16 protein-coding genes and 1 pseudogene are annotated in these 20,096 nt (G+C 71.3%); 5 read left to right on the top strand and 12 right to left on the bottom strand.

What is annotated here, in order from left to right; genetic code table 11:
- Positions 1-7 precede the first annotated feature (7 nt).
- The 4 genes from KO353_RS09255 to KO353_RS09240 are packed head-to-tail and all read right to left on the bottom strand — an operon-like array spanning position 8 to position 3,546.
- Entirely contained in the window at positions 8-1,999 is a 1,992-nt protein-coding gene (locus tag KO353_RS09255; RefSeq protein WP_218284376.1) for a heme lyase CcmF/NrfE family subunit, read from the bottom strand.
- Between the two features lie 7 nt (positions 2,000-2,006).
- Positions 2,007-2,528 (bottom strand): cytochrome c maturation protein CcmE, encoded by a 522-nt coding sequence (gene ccmE / locus KO353_RS09250; protein ID WP_218284375.1) that lies wholly within the window; start codon positions 2,526-2,528, stop codon positions 2,007-2,009.
- A gap of 16 nt (positions 2,529-2,544) precedes the next feature.
- Positions 2,545-2,724, bottom strand: coding sequence for a heme exporter protein CcmD (gene ccmD / locus KO353_RS09245; protein WP_235691776.1), 180 nt, complete (start codon positions 2,722-2,724; stop codon positions 2,545-2,547).
- 33 nt (positions 2,725-2,757) lie between these two features.
- On the bottom strand, positions 2,758-3,546 hold the full coding sequence (locus KO353_RS09240; protein ID WP_218284374.1) for a heme ABC transporter permease: 789 nt from the start codon (positions 3,544-3,546) through the stop codon (positions 2,758-2,760).
- Between the two features lie 94 nt (positions 3,547-3,640).
- Here KO353_RS09240 and KO353_RS09235 point away from each other — a divergent pair, with 94 nt between their 5' ends.
- The 4 genes from KO353_RS09235 (at position 3,641) to acs (ending at position 6,858) form a co-directional block, all read left to right on the top strand.
- A complete protein-coding gene (locus tag KO353_RS09235) occupies positions 3,641-3,937 on the top strand; it encodes a YciI family protein (protein WP_218284373.1) in 297 nt (98 codons plus the stop codon).
- Positions 3,938-3,947: 10 nt separating this feature from the next.
- Complete coding sequence (locus KO353_RS09230) at positions 3,948-4,382, top strand: EVE domain-containing protein (RefSeq protein WP_218284372.1); 435 nt, start codon at positions 3,948-3,950, stop codon at positions 4,380-4,382.
- Positions 4,383-4,393: 11 nt separating this feature from the next.
- Positions 4,394-4,741 carry a Rieske (2Fe-2S) protein gene (locus KO353_RS09225; protein ID WP_218284371.1) on the top strand — a complete coding sequence of 116 codons (348 nt, stop codon included), beginning with the start codon at positions 4,394-4,396 and terminating at the stop codon, positions 4,739-4,741.
- Between the two features lie 161 nt (positions 4,742-4,902).
- Complete coding sequence (gene acs, locus KO353_RS09220; protein ID WP_218284370.1) at positions 4,903-6,858, top strand: acetate--CoA ligase; 1,956 nt, start codon at positions 4,903-4,905, stop codon at positions 6,856-6,858.
- Positions 6,859-7,330: 472 nt separating this feature from the next.
- Here the strand turns inward: acs and KO353_RS09215 are convergent, their stop codons facing one another.
- Genes KO353_RS09215 through KO353_RS09210 form a run of 3 tightly spaced genes read right to left on the bottom strand, consistent with a single transcriptional unit; the run spans position 7,331 to position 9,161 of the window.
- A complete protein-coding gene (locus tag KO353_RS09215; RefSeq protein WP_218284369.1) occupies positions 7,331-8,479 on the bottom strand; it encodes a DegT/DnrJ/EryC1/StrS family aminotransferase in 1,149 nt (382 codons plus the stop codon).
- 26 nt (positions 8,480-8,505) lie between these two features.
- The gene (locus KO353_RS16760) at positions 8,506-8,631 is read right to left on the bottom strand and encodes a hypothetical protein (protein WP_268906160.1); all 126 of its coding nucleotides are present in this window, start codon (positions 8,629-8,631) and stop codon (positions 8,506-8,508) included.
- A complete protein-coding gene (locus tag KO353_RS09210) occupies positions 8,628-9,161 on the bottom strand; it encodes a hypothetical protein (protein WP_218284368.1) in 534 nt (177 codons plus the stop codon). Before KO353_RS09210 ends, KO353_RS16760 begins: the two co-directional genes overlap by 4 nt.
- A 168-nt stretch (positions 9,162-9,329) precedes the next feature.
- On the opposite strand from KO353_RS09210, the gene KO353_RS09205 reads away from it, so the two are divergent.
- The gene (locus KO353_RS09205) at positions 9,330-11,840 is read left to right on the top strand and encodes a glycogen/starch/alpha-glucan phosphorylase (RefSeq protein WP_407928183.1); all 2,511 of its coding nucleotides are present in this window, start codon (positions 9,330-9,332) and stop codon (positions 11,838-11,840) included.
- On the opposite strand, the pseudogene KO353_RS09200 reads toward KO353_RS09205, so the two are convergent.
- The 5 genes and pseudogenes from KO353_RS09200 to KO353_RS09180 all read right to left on the bottom strand — a co-directional run.
- Positions 11,831-12,130: pseudogene (locus KO353_RS09200) on the bottom strand (hypothetical protein); the annotation flags it as partial. The gene KO353_RS09205 and the pseudogene KO353_RS09200 overlap by 10 nt on opposite strands.
- A gap of 18 nt (positions 12,131-12,148) precedes the next feature.
- Positions 12,149-12,829, bottom strand: coding sequence for a ferredoxin reductase domain-containing protein (locus KO353_RS09195; RefSeq protein ID WP_218284366.1), 681 nt, complete (start codon positions 12,827-12,829; stop codon positions 12,149-12,151).
- Between the two features lie 344 nt (positions 12,830-13,173).
- Complete coding sequence (locus tag KO353_RS09190; RefSeq protein WP_218284365.1) at positions 13,174-13,731, bottom strand: ubiquinone biosynthesis protein COQ9; 558 nt, start codon at positions 13,729-13,731, stop codon at positions 13,174-13,176.
- Positions 13,732-13,774: 43 nt separating this feature from the next.
- Positions 13,775-15,529, bottom strand: coding sequence for a ShlB/FhaC/HecB family hemolysin secretion/activation protein (locus KO353_RS09185; protein WP_218284364.1), 1,755 nt, complete (start codon positions 15,527-15,529; stop codon positions 13,775-13,777).
- Positions 15,530-15,593: 64 nt separating this feature from the next.
- Entirely contained in the window at positions 15,594-20,027 is a 4,434-nt protein-coding gene (locus KO353_RS09180; RefSeq protein ID WP_218284363.1) for a beta strand repeat-containing protein, read from the bottom strand.
- Positions 20,028-20,096 lie beyond the last annotated feature (69 nt).

The raw sequence follows: 20,096 nt of genomic DNA, 5'->3' as shown, positions 1-20,096 counted from the left end.
TCCGCCCTCATTCCGCCGCCGCCAAAGGCGCGAGCGCCTCGCGGCGCCGGCGCGCAGGCGCGCCGACGCGCAGGCGACGGTCAGACAGCGAGATCAACCCGCCCAAGGCCATCAGAACCGTGCCGACCCAGATCCACGGCGCGAGCGGGTTCCAGTGAAGCCGCACCACGGTCGCGCCGTCCTCGGAGGTCTCGCCGATCACGGCGTAGAGGTCGGCGAGGCCTGAGGTGCGGATCGAGGCCTCGGTCGTAGACATGCGCTGCACCGGATAGAACCGGCGCTCGGGCGTCAGAACCGCGACCTCACGCCCGTCACGCAGGAGGGTGAGACGCCCCTCCGTGCCGCGCCAGTTCGGCCCCACGATGTCGGCCTTGCCATCGAAACGAAGCGTGTGCGGCCCGACCGTGGTGACGTCGCCCGGGCGCATCAGCGTGATCCGCTCCGGCGCGATCCCCTTGCCGGCGATCCCAGCAAGGCAGATGCCGACGGCAGCGTGCGCGACGATGCCCCCGACGATTGCACGCGGCAGGCCACGGGCGCGCGCGAAGCTTTCGGCGAGCGGCACGCGGCCGAGCCTGACGCGGTCGGCGAAGTCGGTCGCGGCGGCAAGAACGAGCCAGAGCGCGAGAGCGAAGCCGAGCGCCGGCAGGAGCCTGCGGTCGACCGCCGCGATCCACACCACCGCGAAGGCGAGGACGACGAGGGCGGCGAGCTTCAGGCGCGCGAGCGCGGCCCAGAGATCGGCGCGCTTCCACGGGAGAAGCGGGCCCACCCCCATCGCCACGAGCAGCGGCACGAACACCGGGAAGACGGTGGCGTTGAAGAAGGGCGGCCCGACCGTGATCTTCGCCCCGAACAGGAGGTCGGCGAACAGAGGGTAGAGCGTGCCGACGAACACCACCGCGCAGGAGGTGGCGAGCAGGAGGTTGTTGAGCACGAGCGAGCCCTCGCGCGAGATCGGCGCAAAGAGGCCCTTCGGTTCGAGCGCCGGAGCGCGCCAAGCGAACAGGATGAGCGAGCCGCCGACGGCGACGGCAAGGAGCATCAGGATGAACACGCCGCGCTCAGGATCGTTGGCGAAGGCGTGCACCGAGTTCAGCACGCCGCTTCGAACCAGGAACGTTCCGAGCAGCGACAGGGAGAAGGTGAGGATGGCGAGCAGGATGGTCCACACCTTCAGCGCCTCGCGCTTCTCGACCACGATCGCGCTGTGCAAAAGCGCCGTCGCAAGCAGCCAGGGCATCAGCGAGGCGTTCTCGACCGGGTCCCAGAACCAGAACCCGCCCCAGCCGAGCTCGTAATAGGCCCACCAGGAGCCGAGGCCGATACCGAGGGTGAGGGCGCACCAGGCGGCGAGAGTCCAGGGCCTCACCCAGCGGCCCCAGGCTGCATCGACACGCCCCTCGATCAGCGCAGCACAGGCGAAAGCGAACGCGACCGCCGTGCCGACATAGCCGAGATAGAGGAAGGGCGGGTGGAAAGCGAGGCCCGGGTCCTGCAGAAGCGGGTTGAGGTCGCGCCCGTCCTCCGGAACCGGCCAGATACGCTTGAAAGGGTTCGAGGTGAGCAGGGTGAAGAGCAGAAATCCGAAGGCGATCATGCCGAGCACGGCGAGCACGCGCGCCCGGAGTGTGGCGGGCAGATTCTGCCCGAACCCCGCCACCGCGCCCGAACAGAGGGCGAGGATCAGCACCCACAGAACCATCGAGCCCTCGTGGTTCCCCCAGGTGCCGGTGAGCTTGTAGAGCATCGGCTTCAGCGAGTGGCTGTTCTGGTAGACATTCGCCACCGAGAAGTCCGACACGGCGTAGGACCACATCAGGCAGAAGAAGCTCAGCGCGACAAACAGCATCTGCCCGATCGCCGCGGACGGGCCGGTCGCCATCAGAAGCGCGCCGCGGCGCTCGCCCTGCGCCGCGCCGACGAGCGGCAGGATCGACTGCACGCCGGCGAGCAGGAGCGCCAGAACGAGAGCGAAATGGCCGAGTTCGGGGATCATCGCGCCCTCAATTCGTCAGTCGCGAGGTGCCGCCGGAAGCGGCGGGCCTCAGCGTGTTCCAGTCGCGTGCCGGCGGCGGCGGTTCCCCCGGCTGCCAGTGCCCCGCGCGCTTGAGCGCGTCCGCGACCTCGGGCGGCATGTAGGTCTCGTCATGGCGGGCGAGCACCTGAGTGGCGCGGAACGAGCCGTCGGGCGTGAGCATGCCCTCGGCCACCACGCCCTGCCCCTCGCGGAACAGATCAGGCAGGATGCCGGTATACGTGACGCGCAGGCTCGCCGCGCCGTCGCTCACCCGGAAGGCGATCTGTAGCTTGCCGTCCGTCGTCGTCGTTCGGTCGACCGAGCCGGCCTCGACCAGACCGCCGATCCGGATCGTTCGACCCGGCGGAATATTCTTCGCGGCGAGATCGGACGGCGAGTGAAAGAAGACGAGGCTCTCCTCGAAGGCGGTGAGCGTGAGCGCCGCCGCCGAGCCGAGACCGAGCCCGCAGAGCAGAACGATCCAGAGCCGGCGCCGCTTACGTGTCATCGCCCCGCGCCTCCGCTCAGCTGCCGCGACGCCGGCGCGGGCTCTCCGCCTCGAGGCGCGCGAGCGCGCGACGCGCGCCGAGGTAGCTGCGCCAGGAGGCGATGGCGAGAGCGACGATGAGCCCGATCGCGATGGCGTAGGATGGCCACACGAATTCGGCGTATCCGCCCATCGCCCAGAAGGACCCCTCTGTCACTGCGCGCCCCCGGCCAAGGCCGTCTCCCGCCCTTCACACCGTCACGGCCGCACCCGAAGGCGCCGGTTCGGCGGCGCGCGCCGCCATCAGCGCGCGGGCACGGCGCTCGAGCACGCCGGTGCGCGTGCGCAACAGAACCAGCGCGGCGAACACGAACAGGAATCCCGCCGCCGAGACGAGCAGCGGCACCAGGATGTCGATGTGGATTCCCGGGGCGTCGAGGCGCGTCACCGAAGCCGGCTGGTGCAGGGTGTTCCACCAGTCGACGCTGAACTTGATGATCGGCAGGTTCACCGCCCCGACCAAAGCGAGGATCGCGGCCGGGCGCGAAGCGCGATCGGGCTCGTCGAAGGCGTTGGTCAACGCGATGTGGCCGAGATAGAGGAAGAACAGAACGAGCACCGACGTCAGGCGGGCATCCCACACCCACCAGGTGCCCCACATTGGCTTGCCCCAGAGGCTGCCGGTGATCAGGCAGATCGCGGTGAACATCGCACCCACCGGCGCGATCGCGCGGGCGGCGATGTCGGCGAGCGGATGGCGCCAGACGAGGCCAATGAAGGAGGCGACGGCAAGCCCGAGATAGCCGCCCATCGCCATCCATGCCGCCGGCACGTGCACGAACATGATCCGCACCGTGTCGCCCTGCTGCCAGTCACGCGGGGCCTCGACGAGCCCCCACCAGAGGCCGGTGGCGGAGAGGGCGAGGCCGGCAGCGGCCACCCAGGGCAGGAGGGCGCCCGACAGCCGCATGAAGCGGCCCGGGTTGGCGAAGCGGTGCAGCGCGCTGCCCCGCGGCGGTGCTGCCGGCGTTCCGTCCATGCCACGAGCATATGGGCACTTCGCGGGGGTTTGAAGAGAAACCGGGGGCGTGGCAGAAGCGCTCGCCGAACACAGCGTGGAGAGGAGGCGGCCGATGCACTTCACCATCCAGTGCGTGGACAAGCCCGACAGCCTCGAGCTCCGCCTCGCCACACGGCCGGCACATCTCGAGTATCTCAGGGCGAACCAGGAGAAGTTCGTCGTGGTCGGCCCGGTGCTCGACGACGAGGGCAAGCCGCGCGGCAGCCTCTATGTGCTCGACCTGCCCGACCGCGCCGCGGCCGAGGCCTTCATCGCCGCCGCCCCCTACGCCAAGGCCGGGCTGTTCGAGAGCGTGGTCGTGCGTCCGATGCGGATCGTGTTCAAGGACGGCGCCCAGATCGCCGGCTGAGGGCCGAGCCGTGGCCTATTGGCTCGTCAAGTCGGAACCCGACGCCTATTCCTGGAACCAGCAGGTCGCGGACGGGGTTACACCCTGGACGGGGGTCAGGAACCACTCGGCCAAGCTCAATCTCCAAGCGATGCGGCTTGGCGACCGGGCGTTCTTCTACCATTCGAATGTCGGCAAGGCGGTGATGGGCATCGTCGAGGTGGTACGCGAGGCCTATCCCGACCCGACGGCCGAACCCGGCTCCCCTTGGGTGTGCGTCGACATGAAGGCGGTGGCGCCCATGCCGAGGCCGGTGACGCTCGCTTCCATCCGGGCGGAGCCGTCGCTGGCCGACATGGCGCTGTTGCGCCTGAGCCGGCTCTCGGTCCAGCCCGTCACGCCCGCGCAGTGGGGGCGGATCTGCGCGATGGGCGGGCTCGAGGGCGAGAACGGGCGTCCGGGCTGAGCGGCACGCGCATGAGCGTCACCGCCCGGGCCGCGCTCTGCCGGCTCGAGGAGATCGAGGAGGGCGGCGCGCGCGAGTTCGGCCCCGAGCCCGGGCGGTTCCTGAGCATGTTCGCCGTCCGCCGGGGCGACACGGTGGTGGTCTACGAGAAGTGCTGCCCGCATCTCGGCGTGCCGCTGAACTGGGCGCCCGACCGGTTCCTGGATGCGCGCCGGCGGCACATCCTCTGCGGCACGCATGGCGCGCTGTTCCGGGTCGAGGACGGGGTGTGCGTCAGGGGCCCGTGCGTCGGCGCCGCGCTCACGCCCGTGCCGCACCGGGTCGAGAACGGCGTCGTTCTCGTCGCGCAGGAGGGGTAGAGGCGCACGGGGCGCCCGGCCCTGCCGCACGCCCGCCCCTTGCCCTCGCGCACCGCGCAAGGCCATACCTGTCCGGAAACGCAGAGCCGCCGCAGAGGCGCCACAGCGCGCTCGCCCGGGCGCGACGTGCCCCGCTGCGAGAATGGGGGAGGAGACAGGCGATGCCCGACACCGTCAGCCAGAAGCAGGGCGAGACGCTCATCCCGGTGAAGCCTGAGATCGCCGCGCGGGCACATGTCGATGCCGCCAAATACCGCGCGATGGTCGAGGCCGAGGCCGCCGACCCGGAGGCCTTCTGGGCGAAACAGGCGGAGCGACTCACCTGGATCACGCCGCCCACCAGGATCAAGAACGTCTCCTTCCGGGGCGACGTCTCGATCCGCTGGTACGAGGACGGGCTGCTCAACGCCTCCGTGCAGTGCCTCGACCGTCACCTGCCCGCGCGCGCGAACCAGACCGCGATCATCTGGGAAGGGGACAACCCGGCCGAAAGCGCGCACATCACCTACGCCGAGCTGCACGAGCGCGTCTGCCGCCTCGCCAACGCGATGGAGAGCCTTGGCGTGAAGCGGGGCGACCGGGTGACGATCTACCTGCCGATGATCCCCGAAGCAGCGGTGGCGATGCTCGCCTGCGCGCGGATCGGCGCGATCCACTCGGTCGTGTTCGGCGGGTTTAGCCCCGAGAGCCTGCACGGGCGGATCGAGGATTGCAGCTCGACTCTGCTGATCACGGCCGACGAAGGGCTGCGCGGCGGCCGGCACGTGCCGCTGAAGGCAAATGCCGATGCCGCCCTCGCCCGCTGCCCGACGATCCGCAACGTGATCGTGGTCCGGCGCACCGGGCGCGAGGTCCCGATGCAGCCGGGGCGTGACCACTGGTATCACGAGCTCTGCGCCGCCGCCTCGCCCACCCACACCCCGGCGGCGATGGGGGCGGAGGACCCGCTCTTCATCCTCTACACCTCGGGCTCGACCGGAAAGCCGAAGGGCGTACTGCACACCACCGGCGGCTACATGGTCTGGGCGAGCCTCACCCATCAGCTCGTGTTCGACTACCACGACGGCGAGATCTACTGGTGCACGGCCGATGTCGGCTGGGTGACCGGCCACACCTACATCGTCTATGGCCCGCTCGCGAACGGTGCGACCACGCTGATGTTCGAGGGCGTGCCGAACTATCCCACCGTCTCGCGGTTCTGGGAGGTGGTGGACAAGCACAAGGTGAACATCTTCTACACCGCGCCGACGGCGATCCGCGCTCTGATGCGCGAAGGCGAGGCACCGGTGAAGAAGACCTCGCGTGCGTCGTTGCGCATCCTCGGCAGCGTCGGCGAGCCGATCAACCCCGAGGCCTGGCTCTGGTACTGGCGCGTGGTGGGCGAGGAGCGCTGCCCGGTGGTCGACACCTGGTGGCAGACGGAGACGGGCGGGATCCTGATCAGCCCGCTTCCTGGGGCGACGGCGCTCAAGCCCGGCTCGGCGACCCTGCCTCTGCCCGGGGTGAAGCCCGTTCTCGTCGATGCCAATGGTGTAGTGCTCGAGGGGGCGACGGAGGGCAATCTCTGCCTGGTCGACTCCTGGCCCGGGCAGATGCGCACCGTGTTCGGCGATCACGAGCGGTTCAAGCAGACCTACTTCTCGACCTATCCGGGGATGTATTTCACGGGCGACGGCGCACGCCGCGACGCCGACGGCTACTACTGGATCACCGGGCGGGTCGACGACGTGCTCAACGTCTCGGGCCATCGGATGGGCACCGCCGAGATCGAGAGCGCGCTCGTGGCCCACCCGAAGGTAGCGGAGGCGGCGGTGGTGGGCATGCCGCATGACCTCAAGGGCCAGGGCATTTACTGCTACGTCACGCTCAAGACCGGGGTCGAGCCGACGGAGGAGCTGCGGAAGGAGCTGGTCGCCTGGGTGCGGAAGGAGATCGGGCCGATCGCGACACCGGATGTGATCCAGTGGGCGCCCGGGCTGCCGAAGACCCGCTCGGGCAAGATCATGCGGCGGATCCTGCGCAAGATCGCGGCGAACGAGACGGAGAATCTCGGCGACACCTCCACCCTCGCCGACCCGACGGTGGTCGAGGACCTGGTGGCGAACCGGGCGGTTTAGCCTCGGGCGCCGCACCGGCTCGCCCGGGGCGGTGCCGGGACGGCGACGGAGGGTTTCCCGGTCTGCGGGGTCGGGCCGAACGCCGGCGCTTCCGGCGATCGGCGAAGCTCACGGTGTAGTGCGGAGCCTTCCGGCCGCCGGCTCGGGCAGGTCCGCGTCGGGAAATCGCCGTTTTCCGCTCGGCGCGCGCGTGGCGCCTGCCAAGGCGCCGTCTTCCGACAACCGCGGTCGCGCCGGTCACGACGCGCCCGATCGGCGCGCTGCGCGGCCAGCTCCGTCACCCCGCTTCCCGCAGTCACCGCCTCGCCCGTGCCGGCCATCGTCATTCGCGGGAGCCGACGCTGCCTGCCATGCCGCACGCCCGCCGATCCCGCCCGCCAGTTTCGACCGCGCACCCGTCTTCCCACCGAGGCATGCCCCTGGACCGCCGGCGAGGATGACGACCGCGGTGGCCCGCTCCGGCACCTTTGCCTCAGGCAAGAGCGCTCTTCACCGCCGCGATGATGCGGTCCTGCGTCGCCGGGTCGAGATAGGGGTGGAACGGCAGGCTGAACACTTCTCGCGCGAGCCGCTCGCTCACCGGCGCCCCGTTGCCTGCCACCGGATAGCGTGCATAGGCACGCTGGCGGTGCAGCGGCTTCGGGTAGTAGATCGCGGTCGGCACGCCTCGCGCCTTGAGGGAGGCGAGCACGGCGGCGCGATCGCGCCCGGGGATACGCAGCGTGTACTGCGCCCAGACCGAGAGACGATGCGGCGGCACCTCGGGCACGATCGCGACATCGGCAAGCGCCGCATTGTAGCGGCGGGCGACCTCCTGCCTCGCCGCGATCTCGGCCGGAAAGACGCGAAGCTTCTCGAGCAGGACCGCCGCCTGGATCGTGTCGAGCCTGCCGTTCATGCCGATGCGTACGTTCTCGTACTTGTCCTGGTTGTCCTGCCCGTGCACGCGCAGCGACTGCAGAACAGCGAGCGTTTCGGGATCGTGGCAGAACACCGCGCCGCCGTCGCCGTAGCAGCCGAGCGGCTTGGCGGGGAAGAAGCTCGTTGCCGCCATGTCGCCGATCGCAGCGACATGGATGCCGCGATGCGTTGCGCCGAAGCTCTGCGCCGCATCGACGAGAAGCTTGAGGCCGTGCGCGCGCGCGATCGGGAGCAGCGAATCGTAGTCGGCAGGCTGGCCGAACAGGTCGACGGTGATCACCACGCGCGGCGTGAGCCCCATCCGCCTCGCTGTGTCGATCCCGGCCTCGAGGCTCGCGGGGTCCATGTTGAAATCGGCCTCGCACACGTCGACGAAGATGGGTGTCGCGCCGAGCCACGCCACCACCTCGGCGGTCGCGGCGAAGGTGAAGGCCGGGCAGAGCACTGCATCGCCCGGGCGCACCTGCCACGCCATCAGCGCGAGCGCGAGCGCATCCGTGCCGTTGGCGCAGCTGAGCGTGTGCGGCACGCCGGCGAAGGCCGACAGCGCCGCCTCGAGCTCGGCCACCTCCGGCCCGAGGATGTAGCGCGACGACCGGACCACGCGGAGGATCGCCTCCTCCATCCGCGGCCCGATCGCGCGGCGCTGCGCGTCGAGATCGATGAAGGCGATCGGGGCGGTGGCGACGCTGTCGGACATCAGGGGTCTCCAGATCGCACGCGCACTCAGGCGAGCACGAGGTTCTCGCCGGCCGCTCCGGCGCGGCGGCAGGCGTTGCGGGTGTCGACCACGAGCCGGCAGGCCTGCAACAGGCCGCGATCGTCGACGCCGTCATGGTCGGTCACGATCATCGCCGCGTCGTAGGAGCCGAATCGCGCGGGGTCCCACGGCACGGAGCGGCGCCCGGCGAGGCGGGGATGCTCGCGGGAGCGGCCCGGCTCCGGAACGTACGGATCGTGGTCATCGACGCAGCCTGGCCGGAAAGGCATGGAGCCGAAAGGCGTGGTGGAGGCGGCCGGGTCACCTCGCAGACGTCGATCCCTATCGCGTCGAACACGCTCTTTCGCGTGTTCTCGAGCGGGATGTCCACGGGACGGATGACGTTCCTGGCGAGCGTCACCGCTTCCGCCGTGGCCGCGCTCGAGACCGGCACAGTGCGCTGCACGACCGCGTGGTCAAGCGCGGGCGACCGCCGCCGTTCCGCCAGCGCTGCGACCTTGGCGTGGCCGGTGTCGAAGCCGAGCACGCGGAAGCCGCGCTCGACAAACACCCGCGCGAGCGGCAGCCCCACATACCCGGGCCCGATGACCGAGACGGTCGCGGTGCGGGCGGCAATCCGGGCGGCGAGCGACGCGGCGTTGTCGGGGTTGGGGGCGTCCATGGCGGGGCGGGTAGGCCCCCGCGCGGCGTCTGTCAACCTTCGCCGAGTGCGTGCCGTCTCCCGCTCGACGGCGAGATTTGGCGCGACGTCGGCCGAACCGGTGTTAACGTAGTGTGCACTGCACCATGAGACTTTCGCCAGCATGGCGAGGAACGGATCCGCTTGACCATGAACGAGATCGACCTCACGAGCCCGACCATGCCCGCCGCACCGGCCGTCGAGGCGCCGCCCCTCGGCGCGCGGGCGAGCGTTGTGCGCGAACAGCTGTTGCGCAAGCTCACCTACGCCGTCGGCAAGGACCCCTTCGTCGCCCGACGCTATGACTGGCTGCTCGCGGCGAGCCACGTGGTGCGGGACGCGATCATCGACCGCTGGATCGCCTCGACGCGCGAGACCTACCGTTCGGGGCGCAAGCGCGTCTACTACCTCTCGCTCGAGTTCCTGATCGGCCGGCTGTTCCGCGACGCGGCCTCGAACCTCGACCTGCTCGAACCGCTGCGCGAGGCGCTCGCCTCCTTCGGTGTGGCGCTCGACGACATCGCCGAGATCGAGCCCGACGCGGCGCTCGGCAACGGGGGGCTCGGGCGTCTCGCCGCCTGTTTCATCGAGAGCATGGCGACCGTCGGGATTCCAGCGATGGGCTACGGGATACGCTACGAACACGGTCTGTTCCGCCAGGAGATCGTCGACGGCCGCCAGGTCGAGGTTCCGGAGGACTGGCTGTCGCACGGCAACCCCTGGGAGTTCGAGCGCCGCGAGGCGGCCTACGAGATCGGCTTCGGCGGCGCGGTCGAGGGCAGGGAGGACTGGGACGGCGCCACCAAGCCGACTTGGAAGCCGGCCGAGCGGGTGATCGCGGTCGCCTACGACACGCCGATCGTCGGCTGGAAGGGCAAGTCGGTGACGACGCTGCGGCTGTGGGCCGCGCGGGCGATTGACCCGATGCGTCTCGAGGCCTTCAACCAGGGCGACCATCTCGGCGCGGTGACAGAGCGGATGCGCGCGGAGTCGATCTCGCGCGTTCTGTACCCGGCCGACAGTACGCCCGCAGGCCAGGAGCTCCGGCTGAGGCAGGAGTTCTTCTTCACTTCCGCCTCGCTGCAGGATCTCTTGCGCCGGCACGTCCAGCAGTTCGGCGACGTGCGCTCGCTGCCCGAGCACGCGGCGGTGCAGCTCAACGACACCCACCCGGCGATCGCGGTCGCGGAGCTGATCCGCCTGCTCGTCGACGTCCATGGCCTCTCCTGGGAGGAGGCGGCGACGCTGACGCGCGAGACCATCAGCTACACCAACCACACGCTCCTGCCCGAGGCGCTCGAGACCTGGCCCGTGCATCTGATGGAGCGGCTCCTGCCGCGCCACATGCAGATTATCTACGCGATCAACGCAAGGCTGCTCGCCGACGCGCGCCGGCTGCCCGGGGCGGACGACGCCTTCATCGCCGCGGTCAGCCTGATCGACGAGAGCAACGGGCGCCGCGTGCGCATGGGCAACCTCGCCTTCATCGGCTCGCACAAGGTCAATGGCGTCTCGGCGCTGCACACCGCGCTGATGAAGGAGACGGTGTTCGCCCCGCTCGCGCGGCTTCACCCGGACCGGATCGTCAACAAGACGAACGGCATCACCCCGCGGCGGTGGCTGTTCCAGGCCAACCCGGGGCTGACCGCGCTCATCCGCGAGACGATCGGCGACCGCTTCATGGAGGATGCGACCGCGCTCTCCGACCTCGCCCGGCACGCCGACGACGCGTCCCTCCAGGAAGCGTTCGCGGCGGTTAAGCAGGCCAACAAGCAGCGGCTTGCAGCGCTCATCGGCGAGCGCACCGGGGTGCGCGTCGACCCCTCCGCCCTGTTCGACGTCCAGGTCAAGCGGATCCACGAGTACAAGCGCCAGCTCCTCAACATCCTCGAGGCGGTGGCGCTCTACGACGCGATCCGCGCCGACCCCGACCGCTTCCCCGTCCCGCGCGTCAAGGTGTTCGCGGGTAAGGCGGCGGCCTCCTACTGGCGGGCGAAGCTGATCATCCGGCTGATCAACGACGTCGCCCGCGTCGTCAACGCCGACCCGGCGGTCCAGGGCAAGCTCAAGATCGTCTTCCTGCCGAACTACAACGTGTCGCTCGCGGAGCGGATCATCCCGGCAGCCGACCTCTCCGAGCAGATTTCGACCGCGGGCATGGAGGCCTCCGGCACCGGCAACATGAAGCTCGCGCTGAACGGGGCGATCACCATCGGCACGCTCGATGGCGCCAATGTCGAGATCCGCGATCTCGTGGGCGCGGAGAACATCATCATCTTCGGGCTGTGCGCCGAGGAAGTGACGGCCCTGCGCGCGCGGGGCTACGACCCGCGGGCGACGATCGAGGCGACAGCGGCGCTCAAGGATGCGCTTGAGGCGATCGCGCAGGGGCTGTTCTCGCCCGACGAGCCGGGCCGCTACGGCGAGCTCGTCGGGTCGCTCTATGGCGGCGACCATTTCATGGTCGCGGCCGATTTCGCGGCCTATGCGGAGGCGCAGCGGCAGGTGGATCGGCTGTGGCAGGACCAGGTGACGTGGCGCCGGAAGGCGATCCTGAACACAGCCCATGTCGGCTGGTTCTCCTCCGACCGCACGGTGCGCGAATATGCGGAGGAGATCTGGCGCGTCCGGCCACGCGTGAGCCCGGACCTTCAGTCGTAGCGGAAGCTCTCGGCCATGATGTGGCGGCGGGCGACGCCGAGGGCCGCGAGCGCGTCCGTCGCCGCCTTGAGCATCCCGGGCGGGCCGCAGAGCACATGCAGCCAGCCGCGCCGCGCACCGCCGCAGTGGCGGGCGAGCACGCCCTGGTCGAGCACGCCCCGCTCGCCGTCCCAGCCCTCGGGCGGATCGGACAGGACCTCGACCACGGTGAGATCGAGCCGCCCGCGCAGCGCCGCGAGCGCCTCGCGCCCGATCAGACGCTCCTCGCGCCACGCGCCCACGATCAGGAGGAACGGCCGCTTCTCGCCCTACGCTGCCGCCTCGCCGAGGATCGAGAGAATCGGCGCGATGCCCGTCCCGCCCGCGATCAGCACGAAGCCTTCGGCGTCGCGCTCAAGCGGTGTCAGCGCGCCATGGGGCCCGTCGAGATCGGCGCGCGCGCCCGGCGTGATCGACCCAACGGTGCGGGTGAAGTCGCCAGCTTCGGCGATCACGAACTCGAGCCGCGCTGGTTCCGACGGCGGCGAGGCGATCGAGAACGGATGCTCGCGGAGGCTGAAGGGTCCGCGGTCGAGCACGAGCCAAACGAACTGGCCGGCGCGGAAGGCGAGCCCCTGATGCCCGTCCGCCGCGATCGTTACCCTCCAGACAGACTCCGCCTCCGGCGCGACCGACACCACGCGCCAGGGCCGGCGCGCCCGGGCGAGCGGGCGCAAGAAGTAGACAAAGACGAGGGTCGCAGGAGCGATCGCCGCGAGCGCGATCCACACGAAGGCGAGCGCCGGATGCGGCCCGCGCGGCGACTCGATCGCGTGCACCGCGCCGAGGGCGGCGAGCGCGAGCGCCCCGAGCCCATGCGACAGCCGCCAGGTCTCGTAGCGCCAGGGCAAGCGGTCGCGGCCGATCGCGGTGAGGACGACGAGGCCAAGGAGCGGCCAGGCGAGGACGAGTGAGCGCCGCCCTCCCCTCCGGCACCTCCACGCCCGCATACAGGAATGGATGCAGGAGAAGGATCGCGGCGACGGGGCGGGCGGCGACCTGGTGCAGGCGCATCGTCGCGTCCATGCCGATGGGGTGCGAGATGAACCGGAAACGCCCCGACAGCACGAACTCGACGAACAGGAGCGCGAAGGCCGCCCGCGTCGCCGGCGAGACGGCATGGTCTCACGTGCTCCTCCCCTCGGGCCACAACAGGGCGGGGCCGACGGCGACCAGGGCATAGGCGGCGGCGAGACGCACAGATCCTGGTCGCGGCATGGCGCGACCGTTGCCGCGGCGGCGCGGCTCGCGACTTGCCCTGGATCAAATCCTGACGCGCCAGCAGTGCCCCGGCTCAGCCGAGCGGAACGCGGCGCACCGCCGCCTCGAGCACCCGGCGCGTGCGCGCCGCCCCCTCGCTCGTGTCCGTAACGAAGCGCGCGAGCGTGGCGAGGAACGCCGCCGTGAGCCCGACCTCCTCGACCATCCGGGCGATGCCGCCGCGATCGAGACGCGCCGCATCCCGCGCCCAGTGGATCAGACGCGACAGGTTGAACACCATCGGCACCCAGGTGTGCGGATGGCTCGGCCAGGCCTTCACCGCGAGCATGGCCGCGACGGTGCGCCGGTGCGGAAGGGCGGCGCGGAACCAGCGCCACAGAACCTCGATGACGCGCTCATGCGGGGGCGCGACCGCGAAGGCGGCCGGATCGTCGGGAGGGGCGAGCATGGCACGCAGCAGGCGCGCGAACAGCGCGTCCGCCACCGAATCGGCGTCGCGGAAGCGGGCGAACACCTCCGCAAGCGGGATCCCCAAGGCCCCGGCGACGCTGCGGAGCCTCACGTTCTCCCAGCCCTCGCGCTCGGCTTGGGCGAGCGCTTCGTCGAGAATGGCGTCGCGAAGGGCGTCCATGCCATGCGACGTGGGGCGTGCCGCCACGGCGGGCAAGAGGCGGTCAGAACCGGAGCACGGTCGAGACGTAGAGCCGCGGCTCGTTGCCGCGCCCGCCGGCCAGCACCTCCGCCGCAACAGGGCGGGTCAGCGGCTTGGCGAGCTCGATCGAAGCGGCGAAGGCCTCGCCGAGCCACAGCCTGAGGCCAACGCCCGTGCTCGCGAGGCTCCGGGCGGGAAACTCCGACCGAACGTTCGTCACAATGCCCGCGTCGTAGAACACGTAGGGCTGGAGTGTGAGCGTACGGTCGAAGGTCACTCTCCCGCGGCCGACGTCGAGCGCATAGCGAAGCTCGATCAGCCCGGCGATGCCGTTGTCGCCCGAGATCTCAGCCGGATCATAGCCGCGGCCGAACCGCGCCCCGCCCAGCCCGAGCTGCTCGAAGGCCACGAGCGGGGAGTCGAAGGACCACTGCGCCTGGGCGGCGACGAACAGGGCAAGGCCTTGCGTGATCCAGTCGAGCGGCTGCAGCCGGTTCGCCTCGAGGCGGACCTTGGTGAAGCTCGTGCGCGCTCCGGGGCGCGAAGGGTTGGGGCGGTTCTCCGGCGAGGCGCCGAGCACGTCGAGCCCGCGGCTGAGCTCGACGGAGAGATAGGTGAGCCCCCGCCAGCGGTCGGCGAGGTCGTAGGTGAGGCCGAGCCGTATCGGGCGTATGGCGTCCTGGTAGCCGGGGCTGAGGTCGAGCCGGCCCAACAGGACGTTCTCGCTGACGTACGGGGTGAAGGCGAGCGAGAGGCGCAGGTTCTCCGCGCGCGTTCGGATCAGCGGATAGGCGGCGCCGATCGAGAGGCCATAGGACGTTCCGATCGTCTGCAGCGGAGCAAGCGTGAACCCGGGCTCTGACTGCGAGACGTAGGTGCTGCCGAACAGGCTCAAGCCGTCCGCGCCGATGGGCGCTTCGTAGGCGACCTCGAGGAAGCGGAGCTCGCGGAGCGGCACGGCGCCGATGGCGCGGAACGTGAACCGGTCATAGGCGGTATTGAGCGAGGACACGCTGCCGCCGAGTGACGCCTGCCACGGCCCCACATAGCGGCTGCCGCGGTTGTCGAGGGCGACATATCCCTCCCACCCTCGCCGGCGTTCCACGGTGACGGCAAGCCGCGCCGCCCCGACCGGACCGTCCGGAAGCGGCTCGATCACGCCGTGCGCGGCCACACCCGGCAGGTCGTTGAGCAAGAGGAGAGCGCGCTCGAGCCGCGCGAGTGTGAGCGGCCGGGAGGAGCCGACCGCACGCTCGGCACGGCGCTGCAGCACCGCGTTGCCGGGCTCCACCGTGACCGCGGCGATGTGGCCCTCGATCACCTGGATTCGCGCAACACCCGCCTCGATCCGCTGCGCCGGAACGAGCGCGCGGCTGATCAGGTAGCCGTCGGCGCGGTAGCGGTCGGTGATCGCCTCGGCGATCGCGAAGAGCTCGGCGACCGAGATCTCCTGCCCGAGGAAGCGCGCGTAGAGGGGGCGGAGCTCGTTCGGCCGGTACGCCGTCACACCCTCGAGAACGAGGTCCGCCAGCCGGAAGCGGACCTGTTCCGCTCCCGGTGGTGCGCGGCTCACCGCCGGCTCGGGCGCGGGCGCAGGCGCGGCCGGCACGCCGGCAGGCGGCAGCGGGACCGGCGCCTCCCGCGGTGCCCGGGCAGGATCGACGCCGCCGGGGAGGAGCGCGGGCGGCGCCTGCGCGGCGGCCTCGGCGGCGGGGAGCAGGAGAGCGGCACAGGCGAGAAGGCGCAGAGGCCCGCCGCGGATCGCACGGCGTGTCATCCCGGGCGGCTCATGCGGTCGCTGTCATCGCCCGTCGCCGCGGCCCGGAACCCCAAGCCTATGGTCAGCGCAGCGTCGCGGCCGCGAGCGGCGGCGATACGAAGCCCGGGAAATACGGCACGGGCGGGGGGAGGAGCCCCTCGATTCGCGCCGCGAGCAGGGCGTTGGCGAACACCGCGGCCGGGTCCTCGCCCGCGATCGCCACCGTCTCCTCCTCCCCTTCCTCGGTAAGGCCGGCGGGGACGAACCCACCGGTTCCGCCGCCGAGCTGGTCGGCCACGGGTCTTGGGAACCCTTGAGAGAGGAGCTGGCGAAGCGCATCCACGGCGGGGTCGAGCACGCTCGGGCCGCGGCTCGTTGGCGGCGGCGGTGGTGGGGCCGGGGGTCCTGGCGGTGGGGTGAGGGCGAAGACGGTGGTGCTCCCCGCAACGGAGAGCTCCGTGCCACCCGAGAGCACCGACTGGTAGCGCCGCGCGGCGGGGCTGTCGTTCTCGGCGCGGAGGTCCTGAAGGCCGATCGCGCTCGTCCCGGCCGGCCCGGCGAAGATGACGCCGAGGGCGCTGACCCTCTGGTCTGCCGTGCCATTGGCCTCGCCGGGGAGCGTCCGCGGGTCGGACTGGATCGAGGCGCTGCCGGGGGTTGGCGTCGCCGTCGGGGAGGTCGCCGAGAGGCCGAGCGGCGTTGCGTCCGGGGCGCCGGTGAGCGTCAGCCGCCCCCCGGCGGTGATGGTCTGCGGCCCGGAGAGAGCGATCACATAGGCCGCACCGCCGAGGCCGCCCGGGCTCCTCGCGCCGCCAGTGATCGAGAGGTCGCTGCCCGCTTCGATCCTCTGCGCACCCGTGTCATTGAAGATCGCCGCCTGCCCGCGCGTGCCGCCGGCGGCGGAGAGCTCGATCGAGGTCGCAGCGGTGACGGTCTGGTCACCGCGGAGATTGCCGATGAAGACCGGCGCCTCGGCGGCGGCGACAAGCGCGATCAGGCCCCGTGACGCGCTGACCGTCTGGTTGCCGAGGATGTTGTCGATCGCGACCGGTCCGCCATTCGCTGCGGCGCGAAGCAGGACACCCGCCTCGCCGCGGACGGCCTGACCGCCGCCCTCGTTGGCGATCAGACCGATGCCCGCGCCGCCCCTGATCTCGAGGAGCTCGGCGGCCGTGACCGCCTGATTGCCGAACCGGTTCGTGATCGCAGCGCCGCCGGCGTTGGCGAGGAGCTCGACCACCCGCCCGGACACCGCCTGGTCGCCGCCGCTGTTCGTGATCTCCGCCAGGAGGCCCGGGCTGGTGCTGCCCGAGAGCGTGACGATGTCCGTCGCGGTGACGGTCTGCGCGCCGCGGGCGGCGAGGCGTGCGGTCGCATCGCGCGCGCTGATCTCGATCCGCCCGCCGGCGGTGATTATCTGCTCGCGGCCGGACCGGATCGCCGCGCCGGCATTCGCTCCGCCGCCGCGGACGAGGAGGTTGCGCCCCGCGGTGACGGTCTGCAGCCCAAGGCCGTTGAGGATTTCGACATTGAGCGGGCCTGACACGGTTCCGGACGAGGAGCCGAGTAGGCGGATGCTGCCGTCGCTGCGCACCGTCTGGTCGCCGTCGCCGGCCGTGATCCGCGCGGCCGCTTCCCGGCCGTTGAGGGTGATGCCGACCCTCGCGTCGACCGTCTGCCCGCCCGCTCCGTTCGCGATCTCCGCTGTGCCGATGCCCGCCCCGCCGGTGAGGGTGAGCGTCGTCGCGGCAAACACGCTCTGCACCCCGCCGTCGTTGGCGATCCGCACCGCCGCGTTGTTCCCCCCCGTGAGGCCGATCGCTCCGGCGGTCGTGACGACGTTCTGCGCCCCGCCCCGATTGCTGATTGAGACGGCCCCGCTGCCCGCTGCGGAGAGCGTGATCTCCGTTCCCGACACGTCCTGGTCGCCGCCGCTGTTCTCGATGCCCGCCGGGCCGCTGCCCAGGGCCGCCACGGTGACGGCACCCGCCGTCCCGGTCACCGCCTGGGCGCCGCCGGCATTGCGGAGCCGCGCCTCGCCGCCATTCCCTGTGAGGCTGACGCTCCGGCCCGAAATGGTCTGCGCCCCGCCGCTGTTGTCGATCGAGGCCACGGACCCCGCGGCGCTGCCGCCCGAGAGCGTGATGGCCCCGGTCGCGGTGAGGGTCTGGGTTCCGGCGGCGGCGATCGACGCCGCGCTCCCGCCGCCTGTCACCTCAATCGCGCCACCGGCGGTGATCGTCTGGTCGCCGCCACTGCGGAGGCTTGCTTGGGCGAATGCGCCGCCTGAGCGCACGATCACGTTCCCGGTGGCGTTGACCACAAGGGGGCCGGCGCGCGTCTCTATCGCGCTGTCGGCGCTCGCCGCCGCTGTGCCGAAGCCGGTTCCCCCGCCGATCACCACATCGCTTCCGGCGGTGACCGAGAGGCTCGTGCCCGCGAGCACGCGGCCGAAACTGTCCGGCGTGATCAAGCCGGCACCTGCGCGCACAAGGACGCTGCCGCCCGCCTCGATCGAGACTGCGCCGGCCGGGCTCCGCACCTGGCTCCAGGTCCCCGCTCCGGTGACCGGCGTCTCCGTCGCCCGCCCGACCAGCACATTGCCAGAGGCACGCAGAGTGATAGCCCCCCCCTCGCTGCTCTCGACCAGCGTGTTGCTGTTCGAAGCGGCGGTGGTGCCAATCGCGAGGCGTCCGTTCGTCGCCTCGAGCGTGATCGCTCCGGTCGTCGTACTGACGCTGAGATCGCTCGCCGTCGTGCGGCCGACGGTGACGCTCGCGCCGGAGACCGTGAGCGCCCCGCTGCGGAGCTGGATGTTGCCGCGCAGGAACGCTTCGCCCACGCCATTGAGGTCGCTGTCGGCCGTGACGGTAAGCGAGCCCGCGGCGGCCGGCGCGCTCGCAACCGTGCCCTGAAGTGTCACGTCATTGACGGCGTTGATCACCACACTGCCGGTGCTGTTCATGGTCAGCGTGCCGGAGACGGTGGCCGAGCCGCGCGCACCGATGACGAGGTTTCCGGTGCCGTTGAGCGTGATGGCGCTGGTGACGGTCACCGTATTGGCCGTGAGCGTCAGCCGCCCGGGCGTGCCCCATGCGAGCGGTGCGTTGACGTTGATCGCGCTCGAGGCGACGAGATCGACGTTCGAAAGAGAGAGCTGCGCGACCACGGCGGAGGCGTTGAGAGTGACGACGCCCGGCGTCGAGGGACTCGGGATCACGTTGGTCCCGCCCGAGGCGACGATGTTGATCACCGTTGGGTCGAACAGGAGCGTGCCCCAGAGGCCCGACGGCGCGCGGAGATCGACCGTTCCGCCATAGGCGATGCCGCCGAGCCCCGAGACCTCGGCGAAGCCGCCCGCCCCCGCCCCTGCCCCGCGCGCGGTGATCGCCCCGTCCATGGTCGCCACACCATCGGCCCAGACCACGACCGTTCCGCCGTGGCCGTTCGCGGTCGCATCCGCCGCCACCGTCGCACCGCGCTCGACGGTCGTCGTCCGCGCCGTCCGGGTGCCGGGAGCGCCACGCACGTCTCCGCCCGCACGGACCGTTCCGCCGCCCTGGGCGCCTGAGGCGTCGATCCGCGCGCCCTGCCGAACGCTCACCTCGTCGCCGAGCAGCGAAACCGTCCCGCCGCGGGGCCCCGAGACGTCGACCCGGCCGGTCACGGTCACCGACGGCGCCTCGGCATGGACCGAGCCGAGGGTGATGCCCCCGCCATCGGTGCTGACGGAACGCGCCTCTACCACCCCGCCGAGATTGACCGCGCCCGCGAGCACGCCCCTCGCCTCGGCCACGGTGAGCCGAACCCGCCCGCCTTCGGCGAGGATCCGGCCGGTGTTCTCCGCGAGCGCCCCAGGGGCGGCGCGGAGAGCGATCAGCCCGTCGCCATCGAAATCGACCGTCGCCCCCGCCGCTCCGGCGATCTGCACGCGCCCGCCGCTCGCTTCGATCGTGCCGGCGTTTCGCGCGGAGGGCCCGACCAGGGCGGCGAGACCGCCGCGCCCGGCGGTGATCCGCCCCTCGTTCACCACCTCGGCGCCCGCGGCCGCGCCCTCGTCCAGCCGCACCGTGCCGTCGGCCATGAACCGCTCGATCGCGGTTTGGCTCATCCGCCCCGCCACGGCGGCGATCCCGGCAGCGTCAACCCGCGCGTCGGGGCCGAACCAGACGCCGTTTGGGTTGGCGACGACAACGCGCCCGTTCGAGGAGAGCTGGCCGAAGATCCGGCTCGGATCGTTGCCCTGGACCTGTTGGACGGAGATCGAGCCCGCCCCCGGCTGGCGTATGTCGACGCCGGCGTTCGCGCCGACCGAGAAGCTCTGCCAGCCGATCACCGCCCGATCGGACGATTGCGTCACCTGCATCCGGTTCGGAGCGGTGGTGGCAATCGAGGCTTGGCCGGCGATCACCGCCCCCCCCTGAGGCAGGGTGTTCGGCGCCGGCGCCTGGGCAGAGAGGGCACCGGGCGCGCACAGGGCCGTTCCGGCGAGCAGCGTCAGGCGACAGACACGCACCACGACCGTTACCCCTTCGCAGCGCACCGGTCAGCGACCCGGGCCTTTGCGGGGAGCGAACAGGTCTGC

It is taken from the genome of Elioraea tepida (assembly GCF_019203965.1).
Taxonomy (GTDB): Bacteria; Pseudomonadota; Alphaproteobacteria; order Acetobacterales; family Acetobacteraceae; genus Elioraea_A; species Elioraea_A tepida.
This window is presented reverse-complemented; position numbering and strand designations above follow the sequence as displayed.

Bases quoted from the DNA above. Each gene is read 5' to 3' on its own strand.
- KO353_RS09255 (WP_218284376.1), bottom strand. From the start codon at position 1,999: ATGATCCCCGAACTCGGCCATTTCGCTCTCGTTCTGGCGCTCCTGCTC.
- ccmE (WP_218284375.1), bottom strand. From the start codon at position 2,528: ATGACACGTAAGCGGCGCCGGCTCTGGATCGTTCTGCTCTGCGGGCTC.
- KO353_RS09240 (WP_218284374.1), bottom strand. From the start codon at position 3,546: ATGGACGGAACGCCGGCAGCACCGCCGCGGGGCAGCGCGCTGCACCGC.
- KO353_RS09235 (WP_218284373.1), top strand. From the start codon at position 3,641: ATGCACTTCACCATCCAGTGCGTGGACAAGCCCGACAGCCTCGAGCTC.
- KO353_RS09225 (WP_218284371.1), top strand. From the start codon at position 4,394: ATGAGCGTCACCGCCCGGGCCGCGCTCTGCCGGCTCGAGGAGATCGAG.
- acs (WP_218284370.1), top strand. From the start codon at position 4,903: ATGCCCGACACCGTCAGCCAGAAGCAGGGCGAGACGCTCATCCCGGTG.
- KO353_RS09215 (WP_218284369.1), bottom strand. From the start codon at position 8,479: ATGTCCGACAGCGTCGCCACCGCCCCGATCGCCTTCATCGATCTCGAC.
- KO353_RS16760 (WP_268906160.1), bottom strand. From the start codon at position 8,631: ATGATCGTGACCGACCATGACGGCGTCGACGATCGCGGCCTGTTGCAG.
- KO353_RS09210 (WP_218284368.1), bottom strand. From the start codon at position 9,161: ATGGACGCCCCCAACCCCGACAACGCCGCGTCGCTCGCCGCCCGGATT.
- KO353_RS09205 (WP_407928183.1), top strand. From the start codon at position 9,330: ATGAACGAGATCGACCTCACGAGCCCGACCATGCCCGCCGCACCGGCC.
- KO353_RS09195 (WP_218284366.1), bottom strand. From the start codon at position 12,829: ATGCGGGCGTGGAGGTGCCGGAGGGGAGGGCGGCGCTCACTCGTCCTC.
- KO353_RS09190 (WP_218284365.1), bottom strand. From the start codon at position 13,731: ATGGACGCCCTTCGCGACGCCATTCTCGACGAAGCGCTCGCCCAAGCC.
- KO353_RS09185 (WP_218284364.1), bottom strand. From the start codon at position 15,529: ATGACACGCCGTGCGATCCGCGGCGGGCCTCTGCGCCTTCTCGCCTGT.